The 14861-nt window shown below is 74.0% G+C and carries 16 protein-coding genes and 1 pseudogene; 15 read left to right on the top strand and 2 right to left on the bottom strand.

Annotated elements, in window-relative coordinates; genetic code table 11:
- The first annotated feature begins 362 nt into the window (after positions 1 to 362).
- From KBX08_RS30635 to KBX08_RS30705, 15 genes are read left to right on the top strand one after another with little or no spacing between them, the layout of a single operon-like run.
- Complete coding sequence (locus tag KBX08_RS30635) at positions 363 to 698, top strand: hypothetical protein (protein ID WP_210787143.1); 336 nt, start codon at positions 363 to 365, stop codon at positions 696 to 698.
- 11 nt (positions 699 to 709) lie between these two features.
- Positions 710 to 1318, top strand: coding sequence for a glycine zipper family protein (locus KBX08_RS30640; protein WP_210787145.1), 609 nt, complete (start codon positions 710 to 712; stop codon positions 1316 to 1318).
- The gene (locus KBX08_RS30645) at positions 1315 to 2013 is read left to right on the top strand and encodes a carboxypeptidase regulatory-like domain-containing protein (RefSeq protein ID WP_210787152.1); all 699 of its coding nucleotides are present in this window, start codon (positions 1315 to 1317) and stop codon (positions 2011 to 2013) included. The genes KBX08_RS30640 and KBX08_RS30645 overlap by 4 nt, the downstream gene beginning before the upstream one ends.
- A gap of 23 nt (positions 2014 to 2036) precedes the next feature.
- Entirely contained in the window at positions 2037 to 3278 is a 1242-nt protein-coding gene (locus KBX08_RS30650; protein WP_210787154.1) for a phage tail sheath subtilisin-like domain-containing protein, read from the top strand.
- A gap of 1 nt (position 3279) precedes the next feature.
- Positions 3280 to 3762: a phage tail protein gene (locus tag KBX08_RS30655; RefSeq protein WP_030327509.1), complete on the top strand. Its 483-nt coding sequence runs from the start codon at positions 3280 to 3282 to the stop codon at positions 3760 to 3762.
- Positions 3737 to 5071, top strand: coding sequence for a hypothetical protein (locus KBX08_RS30660; RefSeq protein WP_210787156.1), 1335 nt, complete (start codon positions 3737 to 3739; stop codon positions 5069 to 5071). The genes KBX08_RS30655 and KBX08_RS30660 overlap by 26 nt, the downstream gene beginning before the upstream one ends.
- Positions 5071 to 5952: a hypothetical protein gene (locus KBX08_RS30665; RefSeq protein WP_210787158.1), complete on the top strand. Its 882-nt coding sequence runs from the start codon at positions 5071 to 5073 to the stop codon at positions 5950 to 5952. The genes KBX08_RS30660 and KBX08_RS30665 overlap by 1 nt, the downstream gene beginning before the upstream one ends.
- Positions 5949 to 7541 (top strand): contractile injection system protein, VgrG/Pvc8 family, encoded by a 1593-nt coding sequence (locus tag KBX08_RS30670; RefSeq protein WP_210787160.1) that lies wholly within the window; start codon positions 5949 to 5951, stop codon positions 7539 to 7541. Before KBX08_RS30665 ends, KBX08_RS30670 begins: the two co-directional genes overlap by 4 nt.
- Complete coding sequence (locus KBX08_RS30675) at positions 7541 to 7879, top strand: hypothetical protein (RefSeq protein WP_210787161.1); 339 nt, start codon at positions 7541 to 7543, stop codon at positions 7877 to 7879. The genes KBX08_RS30670 and KBX08_RS30675 overlap by 1 nt, the downstream gene beginning before the upstream one ends.
- Entirely contained in the window at positions 7876 to 8310 is a 435-nt protein-coding gene (locus KBX08_RS30680; protein WP_030489705.1) for a GPW/gp25 family protein, read from the top strand. Before KBX08_RS30675 ends, KBX08_RS30680 begins: the two co-directional genes overlap by 4 nt.
- Complete coding sequence (locus KBX08_RS30685) at positions 8307 to 10979, top strand: putative baseplate assembly protein (protein WP_210787163.1); 2673 nt, start codon at positions 8307 to 8309, stop codon at positions 10977 to 10979. The genes KBX08_RS30680 and KBX08_RS30685 overlap by 4 nt, the downstream gene beginning before the upstream one ends.
- Positions 10960 to 11475, top strand: a complete 516-nt coding sequence (locus tag KBX08_RS30690) for a phage tail protein (RefSeq protein WP_210787165.1) — start codon at positions 10960 to 10962, stop codon at positions 11473 to 11475. Before KBX08_RS30685 ends, KBX08_RS30690 begins: the two co-directional genes overlap by 20 nt.
- Entirely contained in the window at positions 11472 to 12401 is a 930-nt protein-coding gene (locus KBX08_RS30695; protein WP_210787167.1) for a hypothetical protein, read from the top strand. Before KBX08_RS30690 ends, KBX08_RS30695 begins: the two co-directional genes overlap by 4 nt.
- The gene (locus KBX08_RS30700; protein WP_210787174.1) at positions 12398 to 12859 is read left to right on the top strand and encodes a hypothetical protein; all 462 of its coding nucleotides are present in this window, start codon (positions 12398 to 12400) and stop codon (positions 12857 to 12859) included. Before KBX08_RS30695 ends, KBX08_RS30700 begins: the two co-directional genes overlap by 4 nt.
- A gap of 30 nt (positions 12860 to 12889) precedes the next feature.
- Entirely contained in the window at positions 12890 to 13672 is a 783-nt protein-coding gene (locus KBX08_RS30705; RefSeq protein ID WP_210787181.1) for a hypothetical protein, read from the top strand.
- A gap of 51 nt (positions 13673 to 13723) precedes the next feature.
- On the opposite strand, the gene KBX08_RS30710 is transcribed toward KBX08_RS30705, so the two are convergent.
- Positions 13724 to 14584 (bottom strand): PmoA family protein, encoded by an 861-nt coding sequence (locus tag KBX08_RS30710; RefSeq protein WP_210787183.1) that lies wholly within the window; start codon positions 14582 to 14584, stop codon positions 13724 to 13726.
- A pseudogene (locus KBX08_RS30715) lies at positions 14581 to 14861 on the bottom strand (hypothetical protein); the annotation flags it as partial. The pseudogene KBX08_RS30715 and the gene KBX08_RS30710, both read right to left, overlap by 4 nt.

Here is a 14861-nt window from a genome sequence, read left to right on the forward strand (position 1 = left end):
CCCCCCCCCCCCCCCCCCCCCCCCCCCCCCCCCCCCCCCCCCCCCCCCCCCCCCCCCCCCCCCCCCCCCCCCCCCCCCCCCCCCCCCCCCCCCCCCCCCCCCCCCCCCCCCCCCCCCCCCCCCCCCCTTTTTTAGTGTGTATAAGAGACAGGGCGTACTCCTGGTTCGCCGCCGTCACCCCGCGGCGCCGGCTGCGCCCGGTCCGACCCCGCCGCCGGGCCCGCCCGCCGGCGCCCCGGGGCCCGGCTGATCCATCTGGTGGCCGGCTCAGCCGGCCACGCCCGGCCCCGGTGCTCCCCGCAGGGGCACCGGACCTCACCACCACCACATCCCGGTCGCACCATCGCAGAAGGGGGATCGTCATGAACGATCTCTTCACCTGGGCAGCCCTGGGGACCATCGCCGGCGCGAGCGCCGCCACCCTGCTGGCCACCAACGTCATCGGCGGGCTGATCGGCCCGAGCGGCGACAAGCTCCGCAAGTGGATCGCCATCGCCATCGCGCTGCTGCTGTCCTACCTGACAGCGGCGTTCGCCGACGACGCCGGCGCCGAGAAGTGGATCATCGCGTTCTTCAACGCGCTGGTCATCTTCTCCGCCGCGCTCGGCGTCAACCAGTTCCCGCCCGGCAACCGACAGGCGACGCCGACCCAGGTCGCGAGCGGTCGTGAGCCCCGAGTCTTCCGTTCCTGGGTCTGAGGGGTGTCGTCATGGTCTTCGGAATTCTCAGCGCAGCCATCCAGGTCGGCTTCGCCGCCCTGCTCGGCTTCCTCGCCGGTGGCTCGATCGGGCTGCTGATCGGCGCCGTCGTGGGCCTGGTGGTCGGCGCGGTCTTCGGCTGGTCGGTGGCCTCGGCCGGGGTGTACGGCTCGGACGCCCGCGGCATCTTCCTCTTCGTCGTCGACCACACCTGGAGTCTGCTCAACACTGTCGTCGGCGCCATCTACCTGACCGTGCACCTGATCTTCGGGCACTCACTGGACCGGCCCACGTCACTGAACAGCGGTCGGGTCAGCGTGGTGGAGGGGGTCTCGCCCCGCTACGCCACCACCATCGGCACCGTCTGCGCCGGCTCCAGCTCCGGCATCCAACGGCACGAGGACGTGCACATCTTCCAGGGTCGCCTGCTCGGGCCGCTCTACATTCCCCTCGTCCTGGCCAACTACGTCCTGTTCACCATCGCGCCGGTGTGGCTGCTCTACCACGACCACACCAACGCGCCGATCAACCGCTTCACCCGGTACTTCGAGATCGGCGTCTACCCGCACGTGTGGAACGAGGCCATCGCGTACCGGATCCAGGGGACGCCGCCGCGATGACCACCCACGGGCGCGGACCGATCGAGACCGCCACCGCCGAGTTGGTCGCCTGGGTGACCAGCGCGGCGGGGGAACCGGTCCCGATCGGCCCGCCCCGCGCGTGCGACGACGCCGACGGGCTCACCCTCTGGCCGATGGAGCTGCGCCCGGCCCGGCAGACCCGCTCCAGCGGCGCGGTCCGCGAACCGTACCGGTTCACTGTCCGCCACCTGCTCTGCGTCACCGGTCCGGCCGGGTTGCCCCGGCTGGACCGGGTGCTCACCGCCGCGACCAGCGACGGCAGTTACCCGGTCGTGCTGGAGGCCGGTGATCCACCACTGTGGACGGCGTTCGGTACGGCGCCCCGACCGGCGCTGCTGATCGACGTGGCGGCGCAGGTGGACCACCCGACTCCGGCCGCGCCGCCGGTGCTGCAACCGCTGCGGTTGCGGCAACTCGACGTGCGCAGCCTCGGGGGTCGGGTGGTCGGCCCCCAGGAGCAGCCACTGGCCGCGATGCGGGTCGAACTGCCCGCCACCGGGTCCGCCACCCGCACCGACACCGAGGGCCGGTTCCTGATCGTCGGCGTCCCGCACGACCCCGAGCACCCGAGCCCGATCCGGCTGCGGCTGACCGGACGCGGGCTCGTCCTCACCGCCGACGTCGACCCGGCCGAGGACGACATCGTCATCGTCTGCGCGCCACCGACCCACTGACACCCACAGGCACAGGAGGACCGATGCCCAGTTACTTCTCCCCCGGCATCTATGTCGAGGAGGTCCCCAGCGGCGCCCGACCGATCGGGCCGGCGAGCACCAGCATCGCCGCGTTCGTCGGCGTCGCCCCGGACCGCTCCGCGCACCTGGGCAAGGCGGTGCCGGTCAACAACTGGACGGAGTTCCTGCGGCTCTTCGCCGGTGGGGAGCGGGTGGAGAGCACCCCGCTGGCCCGGGCGGTCTTCGGCTTCCTGGACAACGGGGGCGCCCGCTGCTGGGTGGTCAACGTCGGCGAGGGCGGCGCGATCACCGGCACCGGGCAGCGGCGTGGCGGTCTGCAGCTGCTGGAGGCCGTCGACGAGATCTCCATCATCGCCGCGCCCGGCTTCCACGACGTGGTGTCCCACGAGGCGCTGCTCAGCATGGCCGAGCGCACCCGCACCATGGTGGCGATCTGCGACCCGGCACCGGACATCGACGACATCTCCGCGTTGACCCGGGTGGCCACGCCGTCCTCCGGCAAGCCCCCCAAGCCCGCCGAGGGTACGGCCGGCGGCGGCGCGGCCCAGCCGGGTGGCTCCGGCGGCCACGAGGGGGCCGCCTACCGGCCGCGACAGTCCGAGTTCGGCGCGTTCTACTACCCCTGGCTACGGGTGCGCGACCCGATCAGCGGCGAGTTGGAACTCACCCCGCCGAGCGGACACCTGGCCGGCATCTGGGCCCGCACCGACGCCCTGCGCGGGGTGCACAAGGCACCGGCCAACGAACCGGTGCGCGGCGCCGTCGACCTGGGCTACCTGGTCACCCGACCGGAACACGACGTGCTCAACCCCAAGGGTGTCAACGTGATCCGTTACTTCGCCGGCGAGGGCATCCGCGTCTGGGGCGCCCGTACGCTCGCCGCCGAGGCCAGCGAGTGGCGCTACCTCAACGTCCGACGCCTCAGCATCGCCATCGAGCAGGCCATCGCCAACGGCACCCGATGGATGGTGTTCGAGCCCAACGACTTCACCCTGTGGCGCTCGATCCGGCGCGACATCGGGGCTTTCCTCACCCGGGTCTGGCGCGACGGCGCGCTGCTGGGGCGCAGCCCCGAGGAGGCGTTCTTCGTCAAGTGCGACGAGGAGACCAACCCGCCGGACGTCCGCGACGCGGGCATGGTGATCGCCCACATCGGCATTGCGGTCGTCAAGCCCGCCGAATTCGTGGTGTTCAAGCTGAGCCAGTGGGCCGGCGGCACCGAGACCGAGACGATCGGAGGCTGACATGCCCACCACCGCCACCCCGCAACCCGGGGCCCCGGTCGACCCGTACCGGGCGTACAACTTCCGACTGCTCATCAACGGCGTCACCAACGGCCACTTCACCGAGATGACCGGGTTGGAGGTGAACATCCCCGGGCAGCCGTACCGGGAGCACGGCCTGGGCCGGATGCGGATGGTGCCCGGTCAGGCCGAGTACGAGCCGGTGACCCTGCACTTCGGCCTCACCGCCTCCCGCGAGCTGTGGGACTGGGTGAACGCCACCGCCCAGGGCACCCTCAACCGGCGCAACGTCTCAGTGGTGCTGCTCGACTCGGTCGGGACGGCCGAGGTGCTGCGCTGGAACCTGATCGACGCCTGGCCGACCCGGTGGCGCGGGGCACACCTCAACACCCTCAGCCACGAGATCGCCATCGCCTCGCTGACCCTGCGCTACGAGGGCCTGGAGCTGGAGACCGGCGGTGCCACCGCGCCGACGCCCGCGTAGCTGGCTGGCCGGCCGGCTGCGCTCGGCGGCCGGGGCGGTGCAGCGCCTCGCCGGACGGGTCGAGCCCGCCGGCCACCTTCCGCCGCCGCAGACGCCCGTGGTGGCCGCACGCCGTTTCGGGGAGCCTCCGCGGCACTGGCTGGACCTGGTCGCCGCCCACGCGCCCGGTCTGCTGCACGACCTGGACCTCGACCCGTCCCCGGCCGGCACCACCGACGCCAGGGTCCGGGACGGCGGGCAGGACGAATCGACCGGTCTGGTCGACGCCGACGGCGCGGGCCCGGTCGCGAACGCCAGGTCCGACGGGTCCGGCAGGCTCGGCGGCCAGGCCGACGTGGGCGGTCCCGGTGCGAGCGGCGACAAGCGACCGACCAGGTTGCGCGCCGAGCGCCGAACCGGCAGGTCGGGCCGCCCGTCGCGAGCCGGGGACAGGCCCGACGGTACGGGGACCGGTGCTGCCCACCTATCCGCCGACCTGACGCCTTCGTCCAGCTCGGACCTGACAACCCCGCCGGCCGGCTCCACCTGGCCGGACGGTCCGACCCCGCCGGCCGGTTCGAAGTGGCCGGCGGAACCGACCGCGGCGGCGCCTCCGGTGCGGCGGTCGGGCCGGGTCGACACCACAGCCCTCGACACCACGACCCTCGATACCACGACCCCCGACACCACGGCCCTCGACGCGAGCGGGCTGCCCCGGGCGGATGGACCCCGACAGCCGGTCCCCTCCATGGTCTTCGGTCCGCACAGTTCGCCGAGCGGCCGCCCGCACCGGGCGGAGGCCGAAGCCACCCGAACCACCGCCGGCCGACTCCCGGCTGGTCGCGACGGGTTCCGGGGCGACTCGGACGGTCAGCCCTCGCCCAGGGAGGACCAGAGCGGACACCCGCGTGGTGGTGCACCGAGCGCGGCCCGGACGTCGCGAGTGGACGCGGTGGCCGCGCACCGCCTTCTGAACGGGCCGAACCGGGGCGGGACCGACGCATCCCGGACCGGCTACCCGGCGACGAGCGCCGGGAACCCGGCGGCCTCCACGCGCGGCGACCTGGATCGCCTCGCTGACGGTGGGCCCTGGCTGGCCCTGCCCGGCGAACCGGCACCACCCGGGCCACCGGCCGCGCTACGCGACACCGGCGTGGGATCGGCCGGCGGCGGACGAGCGACAGGGGTCGACGGGCCGCCCGGCGCGGTGACGCGGAGTGTCGACCCGTGGCCGGCGCTGCCCGACGACACCACGCTGTGGTCGGTCGCCGGCACGGCGGTGGACACCGCCCAGCTGACCCGGCTGGACCGGGAACAGGCGGGTGACTGATGGAACGCGTCGCCTTCCTCATCGACTCCTCCGGTGAACGGGTGGACTGCCTGCTCAACCCGGAGACAGTGCAGGTGACCCGGCTCGCCGGCGTACGCCAACGGGGTGCCGGCGGCGGGCAGCTCACCGGGGCCGGTCTGGCCGACGACCCGCTGGTCTTCACCGGGGGTGGCCGCACCGAGCTGGTGCTGGACCTGCTCTTCGACGTCGACTTCGTGGAGGCGCAACTGCGTCCGGCCGACGTCCGGGTGCTCACCCGTCCGCTCTGGATGTTGGCGGAGAACTCCACGGCCGAGCATGGTTGGCTGCGACCGCCGTTGGTCCGGTTGGTCTGGGGCAAGACCTGGAACGTGCCCGGCGTGATCATCGCGGTGGCGGAACGGTTCGACGCGTTCACCGGCACCGGGTCGCCGCGCCGGTCCTGGCTGCGGCTGAAGCTGGTCCGCGCCGCCGAGACGGCCGATCAGGCCGAGGCCGGCTTCGCCGAGGAGTTGGCCGCCGCGAGCACCCCGACCGCCGCGCCGGGCAGCGCGGTGATCGCCGCCGGTGACGGCGCTGCCGAGCCGGGTCGCTCCGGTGTGCGTTTCGACCTGCTGGCCAACGACGCACTGGGCTCGCCGCTGCGCTGGCGGCTGCTGGCCGAACACAACCGGATCACCGATCCCCTCGCCGTGCCGGCCGGCACCACCCTCGCCGTCCCACCACCCGGCGCGCCGAGCGGTGGACCGGTTGTGAGTGCGGTGACCGGCGCCGCGCGGGCGCTGGCCGGCGCGGCGGGTGCTGGCGCGTCGTTCGTCGGGGCCTCGATCGCCACCGCGCCCGCCGCCTGGGGCCCGTCGGGCCCCACGGCCACCAGCACCAACCCCGGGGGTACGCCATGACCAGCGTCGCGCCCCGGGCGCTGATCGTCCTGCTGGACGGCACCGAGCTGGTCGGCGCGGCCCGTCAGCGGGTCCGCTCACTGCGGGTGGCGGCCCGGCTCGACCAGCCCACCCAGGCCGAGCTGGTGCTCGCCACCACCGCCGGGACCGGCGCGTTCGACCCGGCGGTACGCCCCGGCACGACGCTCGACGTACGGCTCGCCGACCACGCGGACGCCCTGTTCACCGGTGAGGTCACCTGCGTCGAGGTGGAGTACGCCGCCGACGGGGCGGCGGTGCTGCGGCTGCGGGCGTACGACCCGCTGCACCGGCTGCGCAAGCGGCAGGGGTTGCGGGTCTTCACCTCGGTCACCGCCGTCGAGCTGGCCCGGGAGCTGTGCGGCGCGGTGGGGCTGGCGGTGACCGCCGAGGTCGACGGCCCTCGGTTGGAGCGGCTGCTCCAGCACCGGCACAGCGATCTGGAGCTGCTGCGCGAGGTGACCGGCCGGGCCGGGCTGCACCTGGCCGCTGACGGTGACGGCGTCCGGCTGGTCACTCTCGCCGGCTACGGGGAGCCGGTCGCGTTGACGCTCGGCGCGGGGGTGCACACGCTGCGGCTGTCCACGAACACCGATCAGGCCAGCGGTGCCAGTGCGGCACTGGGCTGGCACCCGCAGCGGGCCGAGGTGATCAGCCAGCAGGTCGACGAGGCGCGCTGCGGTCGACCAGCCGACGACCGCCCGGACCCGACTGATGTGGGTGCCGGCGGCGTTCGCACCGCCGTGGACCAGCCCGGCCGCAGCGACGACGAGTTGGCGGCGCTGGCCCAGGCCCGCCTGGACACCCGGGCTGCGGCGCTGGCCACGGCCGAGGGGGTGGCCGAGGGCGATCCGGCGCTACGGCCGGGCCGCCGCGTCGACCTGGGCGGGGTGCCCGACCCGGTCGCCGGGACGTACGTGCTGACCGAGGTGGTGCACACAGTTGACGGCAACGGGCACCTGACCCGTTTCTCCACGGTGCCGCCGGCCACCCCGCCGACCCCGACCGGCGCGGCGGTGGTCACCCTCGGCAGCGTCACCGACGTCGCCGACCCGGACGGGCTGGGCCGGATCCGGTTGACCCTGCCGGCGTACGGGGACCTGGACGCCGGCTGGCTCGCCGTGCTCTGCCCCGGCGCCGGGCCGGGCAAGGGTCTGGTGGCACTGCCCGATCCCGGTGACACAGTGCTGGTGGTGCTGCCCGGCGGCGAGCCGGCCTCCGGCATCGTGCTCGGTTCGCTGTTCGGCGCCGTCGAGCCGTACGACGCGGGCATCGACGACGGAAAGGCCCGCCGCTGGACGATGCGCACCGCCGGCGGGCAGTCGATCGTCGTCGACGACGTGCGGCGCAGCCTGCGGCTGGGCACCCAGGGCGGCAGCTCCCTGGAGCTGACCCCCGACCTGGCCACCCTGCACGCGGCATCCGACCTGGTGATCTCCGCGCCCGGCCGGGCCATTGTGGTGCGCGCCCGCACCGTGGACTTCCTGCACGCCGACTCGACCGAGGACCCGACCACCGCGGCGGAGCAGGCCCGTTCGCTCGCCCGCGCCCACCACGAAGGAGGCGGCTGATGCGCTGGATCCACAGTGACTCCGTGATCACCTGCGATCACGACGGCCGGGTCGAGAACCGACCCTCGCGGCAGTGGGTGACCGTCACCGGTGTGCCCGTGCTCGTCGACGACGACCCGGAGGGACGCACAATCATCGCCTGCCCGAACTACGGCCCGACCATCAAGCCGTGCACGACGACGCTGACCGTCCGGGTCGGCTACAGCGACTGGGTCCGCGTCGACGGACACCGGGTGGTGCTGTCGCACCTGGAGGGGTTCACCAACGGCACACCGCCGGGGCTGGTCAAGCACACGGTTCGCGACCCCCGCCAGCAGTTCCTGGGGGCGGACCGATGAGGGCCTTCCGCTTCGTCGGCGCCGGCTTCGACGCCGGCCGCACCGGCGGGTTGGCGCTCACCGCGGCCGGCGGCCTGGCGATGACCGAGGGCGACGAGAGCGTACGGCAGGCGCTGTTCCTGCTCCTGTCGACCACGCCGGGCGAACGGCTGATGCGACCCGGGTACGGCTCCCGGTTGCACCGGTTGGTGTTCGCGCCCAACGACGACACCACTGCCGGTCTGGCCATCCACTACGTCCGGCAGGCCATCGCCCGGTGGGAGCCCCGGGTCGAGGTGATCGACGTGGACGCCGGGCCGGACCCGGACGACGCGTGGCGGTTGGTGATCCGGTTGGACTACCGGGTGCGGGCCAGCCTGACCCCCGGGCAGCTGGTCTTCTCCGTGGACCTGCTCCCGGTCGACGAGCCCGCCCAGGGAGGAGCGTCATGACGCTGCCCGTGCCGCACCTCGACGATCGCGGCTTCCTCGATCTGGTCACCGAGGCCCGGGAACGGATCCGGCAGTCCTGCCCGGCGTGGACCGACCTGTCGGCGCACGACCCCGGCATGGCGTTGGTGGAGACGTTCGCGCACCTCACCGAGGTGATGATCTACCGGTTGAACCAGTTGCCGGAGAAGGCGTACGTCTCGTTTCTGAACCTGCTCGGGGTCACCCGGCACGCGCCGACAGCGGCCTGGGCGGACGTCCGGTTCACCCGTACCGGCACCGACCGCGGCGCGGTCCGGATCCCGGCCGGGCTGCGGGTCGCCGCGGCCCGGGGCGCGGATCCCCGGCCGGTCGTGTTCGTCACCACCGAGCCGACGCTGCTGCCAGCCGACGAGCCGTCGGTGACGGTCCGGATGCACCACTGCGAACCGGTCGAGGCGGAGTTGCTCGGCGTGGGCACCGGCCCGCCCGGGCAGGTGCTGCGCGCGGCCCGCGCGCCGCTGACGCACACCGCCGAGGCGCTGGACCTGCTGCTCGGGGTGGAGGTGCCGGCCGGCACTGTCGAGCTGGGCGCGGCGGCCCGCGAGCACGACGGTCGCACCTTCGAGATCTGGCAGCCGGTGGACAGCTTCGCCGGGCTCGGCCCGCAGGCCAAGGCGTACCTGGTCGACCGCTGCTCCGGCACTGTCATCTTCGCCCCGGCCCTCGACCTGCGACCCCCCGCCGGGGCGACCCCGCACGGCGAGGTCACCGCCGACGCGGTCGCACCGGCGAGCGCCGTAGCGCCGGTGACCGTCGCGGCGGTGCCGCCGGCCGGACGGCAGATCCGGCTCTGGTACCGCGCCGGTGGCGGGCCCACCGGCAACGTGGCGGCGGGCACGCTGACCAGCCTGCGTGACCCACTGCCCGGGGTACGTGTGGACAACCCCGCCCCGGCGGCCGGCGGCCGGGAGATGGAGGCGCTGGAGTCGGTGCTGCTGCGCGGCCCGTACGAGTTCTTCGCCCAGCAACGGGCGGTCACCGCCCGCGACTTCGAGGTTCTCGCGACCAGCTCCGGTGCGGTGGCGCGGGCGCGGGCGTTCACCCGCGCGGCGGTGTACAGCTTCGCCCGTCCGGGCGAGGTCGAGGTGGTGCTGGTGCCGTACGTGCCGGAGGCGGCCCGACCGGGCGGTCGGCTGCCGGTGGCGGTGCTGCGCGAGCACGAGGTGCCCGAGGCACGGCACCGGGTCGAGGCGGACCTGGAGGAACGCCGGATGGTCGGCATCCGCTCCCGGGCCACCTGGGCGCGGTTCAAGGCGGTGTCCGTCCGGGCTCGGGTGGTGGTCCGCCGCGAGGAGGACGTGGACGCGGTCCGTCGCCGCATCCACGACCGGCTGCACCAGACGTTGAGTCCGCTGCCCACCGCGCTCAACCCGACCGGCTGGCCGTTCGGCGAACCGCTGCGGGCGTCCAACGTGTACCGGCTGCTGGAGCACGCCGAGCCGGGGGTGCGCTACGTCGAGTCGGTGCGGTTCGTGGTCGACGAGGCCCCCGACGCCGGCGTCCGCGCCCTCGCCGTGGACCAGTACCAGCCGCGCACCTGGTACGCCGGGCGCGGCCCGGTGCTGTTCCGCTCCAGCAACGGCGGCGCGGGTTGGGAACCGGCCGGTCGCTTCGACGACGAGACGGTGCTGCGGGTGGCGCCCGCGCCCGCGCCGGTACGGCCGGGCATCGTCGCGCGTCCCGGCTCGGTGGCCGTGGTGACGCTGCGCGCCTCGGGCGGCTCCCGGGTGCACCTGAGCACCGACCTCGGCGAGACGTGGTCGCTGCTCACCGACCTGGACTCGCGGATCTCCGACCTGGCCTGGCTGGACCGCGACGGCGCGGGCGCGCTGCTGGCGGCCACCGACACCGGCCTGTACGAGGTGTCGCTGCTGCCCGGGGCGGTGCCGTTGCAGATCCTGGTCGACCCGTCCGACGCCGACCGGGGCTTCTACGCGGTCCGCACGTTCGTCTCCGAGCGGGGCGCGCCGGGGGTGGCGGTGGCCGCGCAGGCCAGCTTCGGGGTGTACCTGTCGACGAGCGGCGGCCGACCCGGCAGCTTCAGCCACGTCGGTCTGGCCAACGTGGACAACCGGGTCCTCGCCGTGCAGTACGACGGCCCGGCCACCCTGCTGTGGAGCGGCGCGGGCGAGCCGGATCCGAAGAAGCCCGGCCAGGGCTGTCATCGCACCCGGCTGTTCGAGTCCGACGTGAAGTGGCAGTCGATGCAGGCCGGGTGGAGCGGCGGCACCTGCCGGGACCTCGCGTTCGCCGGCCAGCAGGCGGTGGCGGCCACGCAGAGCGGCGGGGTGCTGCGGCTGGACACCCTGGCCGCCCAACCGCAGTGGCAGGCGGTGTCGGTCAACTGCGGGTTGCCGTTGCGGGACCGGACCCGGTTCGTGCCGGTCGACGCCATCGCGGTGAGCGGCCCGACGGCCGGGGCCGCTGCGCCCGGCGGCACCGGCGCGGCGGAGCGGTTGATCCTGGCCAGCGGCGAACGAGGCGTGCACCGCAGCGCCGACGCCGTCACCTGGACACCCAGTGCCAACCAGGCCACCGCCGACGTGGTGACCGTCCCCGATACCTGGCTGCTCTGCTCCGGCGAGCACGACATCGAGGTGGTGCGCCAGGATGCGACGCTCGGCGATTGAACGGCTGCTGCCCGCCGCCTATCAGCGGGCCTGCGTGCCGGGCAGCGTGCTCTGGGCGCTGCTGGACGTGATGGAGGGGCTGCACGCCCCGGACGAGGCGATCCTCGCCGAGGTGGACGCGCTGTTCGACCCGTACCGGGCGCCGGACGGGCTGGTAGTGCGGTTGACCCGCTGGGTGGCGATGGACCACGTGGTGGTCTCGTCCCGGCCGGACACCCCGCTGCCACTGCCGGTGGGTCGGCTGCGCGACCTGGTGGCCAACGCCGCCCTGCTGGCCCGCTGGCGCGGCACCCCGTACGGGATGCGCAGAGCCCTGGAGCTGGCCACCGGGATGTCGGGCTTCGCCATCGACGAGCCCGCCGAGCGGGCCTTCCACGTCGTGGTGCGGGTGCCGGTCGCCGCCGCCGGTCAGCTCGCCGTGATCACCCGCATCGTCGAGGCGGAGAAACCCGCATCGGCCACTGTCGAGATCGTCCTGGAAGAGGAGTCGTCATGACCACCGAGTGGGCGGTCGTCGCCGCCGCCGAGCAGTTCACAGTCGACCCGCGCAACAGCGGCGAGCTGACCTTCACCGTCTCCAACCCGGGCAACGCGCCGGACACTGTGGTGTTCGACGTGGCACCCGGTGACGGCTCCCAGCGGGCCTGGTTCACCGTCGCCGAACCCCAACGGGTGGTACCCGGGCAGGGCTCGGTGTCGTTCCTGGTCAAGCTCGCCGTGCCGGCCGGCACCCCGCCCCGGCGCTACGACATGACCGGGTTCGCGTACTCGGCGAACACCGCGCCGGAGGAGAGTTCCCGCTCCAGCGGCCGGGTCACCTACGAGGTGCGGGCGGTCGCGCCGCCACGGCGTACCCCGTGGTTGTGGATCGCCGCCGCGGCGGCGTTGGTGCTGGTGGTGGTCGCGGTGGGGGTGGTGTTGCTGACCCGCGACGGTGAGCCGGCCCCCGGCGAGCCGCGGGTGGTCACCGTCGAGGCGGAGAGCCTGGTGCCGGGCGCGGTGGTGGAGTCCCCGGCGAAGAACGGGGCGAAGGTGGAGGCGCAACCCAACTGCTGCGGGGTGACCTGGTCCGGCGACAAGCAGTTGTTCTTCCAGGGGCTGGCCATCGGCGACAAGGTAACCGTGACGGTGCAGATCCCGGCCGACGGCACCTGGCGTTTCGCCGCGGTACGCACCACCTCCCTCGACTACGCCAACACCGTCTTCGCCATTGACGGCAACCAGGTGGGCGGCACGTTCCTCGGCTTCACGCCGACGGTGCGCAAGACGGAGTTCCTGGACGTCGGCACGGTCCGGCTCGCCAAGGGCCCCCACCAGGTCACGCTGCTGGTGGTCGGCAAGACGCAGGGCACGAACCGCTACTTCGCGGGCGTCGACGAGATCCGGTTCACCGAGATCGTGGCGCAGGCCGTGCCGCGATGAGTGGCCGGCAGAAGGCGCTGCTGGGGCTGTTCGCCGTCCTGCTGGTGGCGCTGTTCGTGGTCGCGGTCAGCACGGGCCGCGACGAGCCGGGTGATCCGGAGGCCCGGCACGGGTTGGTTGACCGGTTGGGCGCGCTGGGCGGCGAGCGTTCCGCTGTGGATCCGGCGACGGTCAGCGCCGACTGCGCCGACGAGACGGGCCGGCTGGCGTTCTCCGGCAGCTGCGTGGTGCGGGTCGCGGACCCGGGTGGGCTGCGCACCCTGGTGTTGCGCAGCGCGGCACGGTTCACTGTCGTCGCCCCGGCGCCCGGCGACGCCGACCTCACCATCCGCGACGAGGTCGAGCCGGCGGCGGACGGCACCGGCGCGGTGGCGAAGATCGCCGTCGACCAGGCCACCGAGGTGGGTCTGGTCTGCCCCGGCCTGGGCGGTTGCACTGTCGTCGTGGCCACGTCCTGAATCGACCTGGACCGAGAGGAGGGTGCCGCCGTGGGTGACCTGCGCAAGCCGTTCCTGCTGATGGCCATGCTCGCCATCGTCCTGGCGATCGGGGTGGAGCTCGGCGCCGGGCTGCTGCTCGGCGGCGCCGACGCCGGTGCGGCCCTCGCCGACAGCGCCGGCGGGCTGGACGTGGAGATCGACGACGTGTCCGGGGTCAGCGAACCGTCCGGCCGGGGCACCGGCTACCTGGCGCTGATCGACGCGGTGGCGGTCTGGAGCACCGGGCTGTTCTGCCTGGGCCTGCTGCTGCCCGAGCGCGTCCAGGGTCGGGTGCAGGGCGTCGCCAGCCTGATCTTCTCGATCATCCTCATCATCGTCGGGCTGGTCGCGCTGGTCGTCGCGTTCGTGGAGCTGTCCATCATGGTGTCGCTGTTCCTGGCCGTCCCGTTCGGCACCCTGGCGTACCTGGCGCTGTGGGGGTTCTTCCCGGTCGGCGAGGCGGCGGTGCTGCTCGGGCTGGTGCTGCTGCTCAAGCTGGTGTGGGCCGGGATGCTGGTGCTGGCCCAGCCGCGCTTCCTGCAGAACAAGGGCCTCGTCCTGCTGATCCTCACCACCCTGCTGTGCACTGTCGTGCTGGAGTTCCTGCACAACCTGGTGCCGGTGATCCTGGTCAGCATCGTCGACGACGTGGCGGCGCTGGTCTTCGCGATCATCGCGATCATCTGGGGGCTGGTGCTGCTGATCGGCTCCATCCCGGCGATCGTCAAAGCCGTCCGAGTAACCGCCGCCCTACCAACCCGCGCCCCCACCACCCGCCCCTCGCCCCGTTGATCATGAAGTTGTTGCCGTGACACGCCGGGCGGAGTGGCAACAACTTCATGGTCAACCTGCGTGGGTCGGGGCCACCGTCGCGACCAGGGCCGCCACCGCGTCCCGGTCGAGGGTCCCGTCGGCCACCCACACCTGGTACCGGCCGTGCCGGCTCCCACCGGCCGGCACCACCGCCGGGCGGTCGAACGCGAACGCCACACAGACCCCCGGATACATCCCGGTCCGCACGAACCACCGGTCGTCGCGGCCGAGGCCCGCGAAGACCAGTGTGTACGCCCCGCCGCCCGACCCGGCGCCGGTCAGCGCGAGCCACGGCGCCGCACTGCCGTTGACCGTCTCCTCCCCGGCCGCGTCGGCGGTGAACACCGCCGGTTCGCCGTCGGCGACGGCCCGCCAGAAGAACCCGCCGTAGCCGGCCCCGCCCGGGCGGCCGTTGGTGGCCGGGCTGCCCAGCCGGATCTCCCGGTCGTCCGGGGCGACGAGAACGGACTCCAGGTCGAGTCGCCAGGCGTCCGGCGCGACCACCGACGCGGCGAGCCACCTCCGCTCGGTCAGCAGCACCCCGCCGGCCCGGTCGCGCCACTGGAGGTCGTGCGCGTACCGGCCCGCGGACCGTTCGACCTCGCCGGTGTGCGTGATGACGCCGTGGTCGTCGCGCCAGGTGTAGCCGACGTCGCGGACGTAGGTGCGCCCGCCCCAGAGGTTGCTGCCGTCGACGTCCTGCACAGCGAGGGACGCGCCGAGGTGCCACACGTGGTCGGCGGGGAGCGCGTCGGTGACCACCGTTCCGCCGAGCGTGCGTACCGGGTGCAGGTACGGTCGGGGCCCGTGCCGCGCGTCCAGCGCCGGGTCGAGCACGTACTCGGCCACCTCCGTGGCCCCGGCCGTCAGCCGCACCGGCTCCCCGCTCACGGCAGCTCCCGACGTCCGGCGACGGCGACCGAGACCGGTCGGCGGGCGTGGGAGTCGGCTGGTCTCTCCCGGCCGCCGACGACGGCGACCGGGACCGGCCGGCGGACGGTGACGGCGTGCAGGGCGGCCACCGTGTAGCCGGCGAGGATCGGCACCGCGACCGGGGTGACCAGGACGGTGACCAGCCCGGCCAGCGCGACGACCCCGGTGAGCGCCGCCCAGCGGGTGGGCGCGACGAGGCAGGCGCGGGCGGCGGAGCGGGCCGAGGCCCGCCCCC

The organism is Micromonospora sp. H61, assembly GCF_018070325.1.
Lineage (GTDB): Bacteria > Actinomycetota > Actinomycetes > Mycobacteriales > Micromonosporaceae > Micromonospora > Micromonospora salmantinae.

Excerpts from the sequence above, each read along its gene's own strand:
- KBX08_RS30690 (WP_210787165.1), top strand. The coding sequence starts at position 10,960 with ATGCGACGCTCGGCGATTGAACGGCTGCTGCCCGCCGCCTATCAGCGG.
- KBX08_RS30700 (WP_210787174.1), top strand. The coding sequence starts at position 12,398 with ATGAGTGGCCGGCAGAAGGCGCTGCTGGGGCTGTTCGCCGTCCTGCTG.
- KBX08_RS30655 (WP_030327509.1), top strand. The coding sequence starts at position 3,280 with ATGCCCACCACCGCCACCCCGCAACCCGGGGCCCCGGTCGACCCGTAC.
- KBX08_RS30640 (WP_210787145.1), top strand. The coding sequence starts at position 710 with ATGGTCTTCGGAATTCTCAGCGCAGCCATCCAGGTCGGCTTCGCCGCC.
- KBX08_RS30695 (WP_210787167.1), top strand. The coding sequence starts at position 11,472 with ATGACCACCGAGTGGGCGGTCGTCGCCGCCGCCGAGCAGTTCACAGTC.
- KBX08_RS30675 (WP_210787161.1), top strand. The coding sequence starts at position 7,541 with ATGCGCTGGATCCACAGTGACTCCGTGATCACCTGCGATCACGACGGC.
- KBX08_RS30650 (WP_210787154.1), top strand. The coding sequence starts at position 2,037 with ATGCCCAGTTACTTCTCCCCCGGCATCTATGTCGAGGAGGTCCCCAGC.
- KBX08_RS30645 (WP_210787152.1), top strand. The coding sequence starts at position 1,315 with ATGACCACCCACGGGCGCGGACCGATCGAGACCGCCACCGCCGAGTTG.
- KBX08_RS30670 (WP_210787160.1), top strand. The coding sequence starts at position 5,949 with ATGACCAGCGTCGCGCCCCGGGCGCTGATCGTCCTGCTGGACGGCACC.
- KBX08_RS30685 (WP_210787163.1), top strand. The coding sequence starts at position 8,307 with ATGACGCTGCCCGTGCCGCACCTCGACGATCGCGGCTTCCTCGATCTG.
- KBX08_RS30635 (WP_210787143.1), top strand. The coding sequence starts at position 363 with ATGAACGATCTCTTCACCTGGGCAGCCCTGGGGACCATCGCCGGCGCG.
- KBX08_RS30680 (WP_030489705.1), top strand. The coding sequence starts at position 7,876 with ATGAGGGCCTTCCGCTTCGTCGGCGCCGGCTTCGACGCCGGCCGCACC.
- KBX08_RS30665 (WP_210787158.1), top strand. The coding sequence starts at position 5,071 with ATGGAACGCGTCGCCTTCCTCATCGACTCCTCCGGTGAACGGGTGGAC.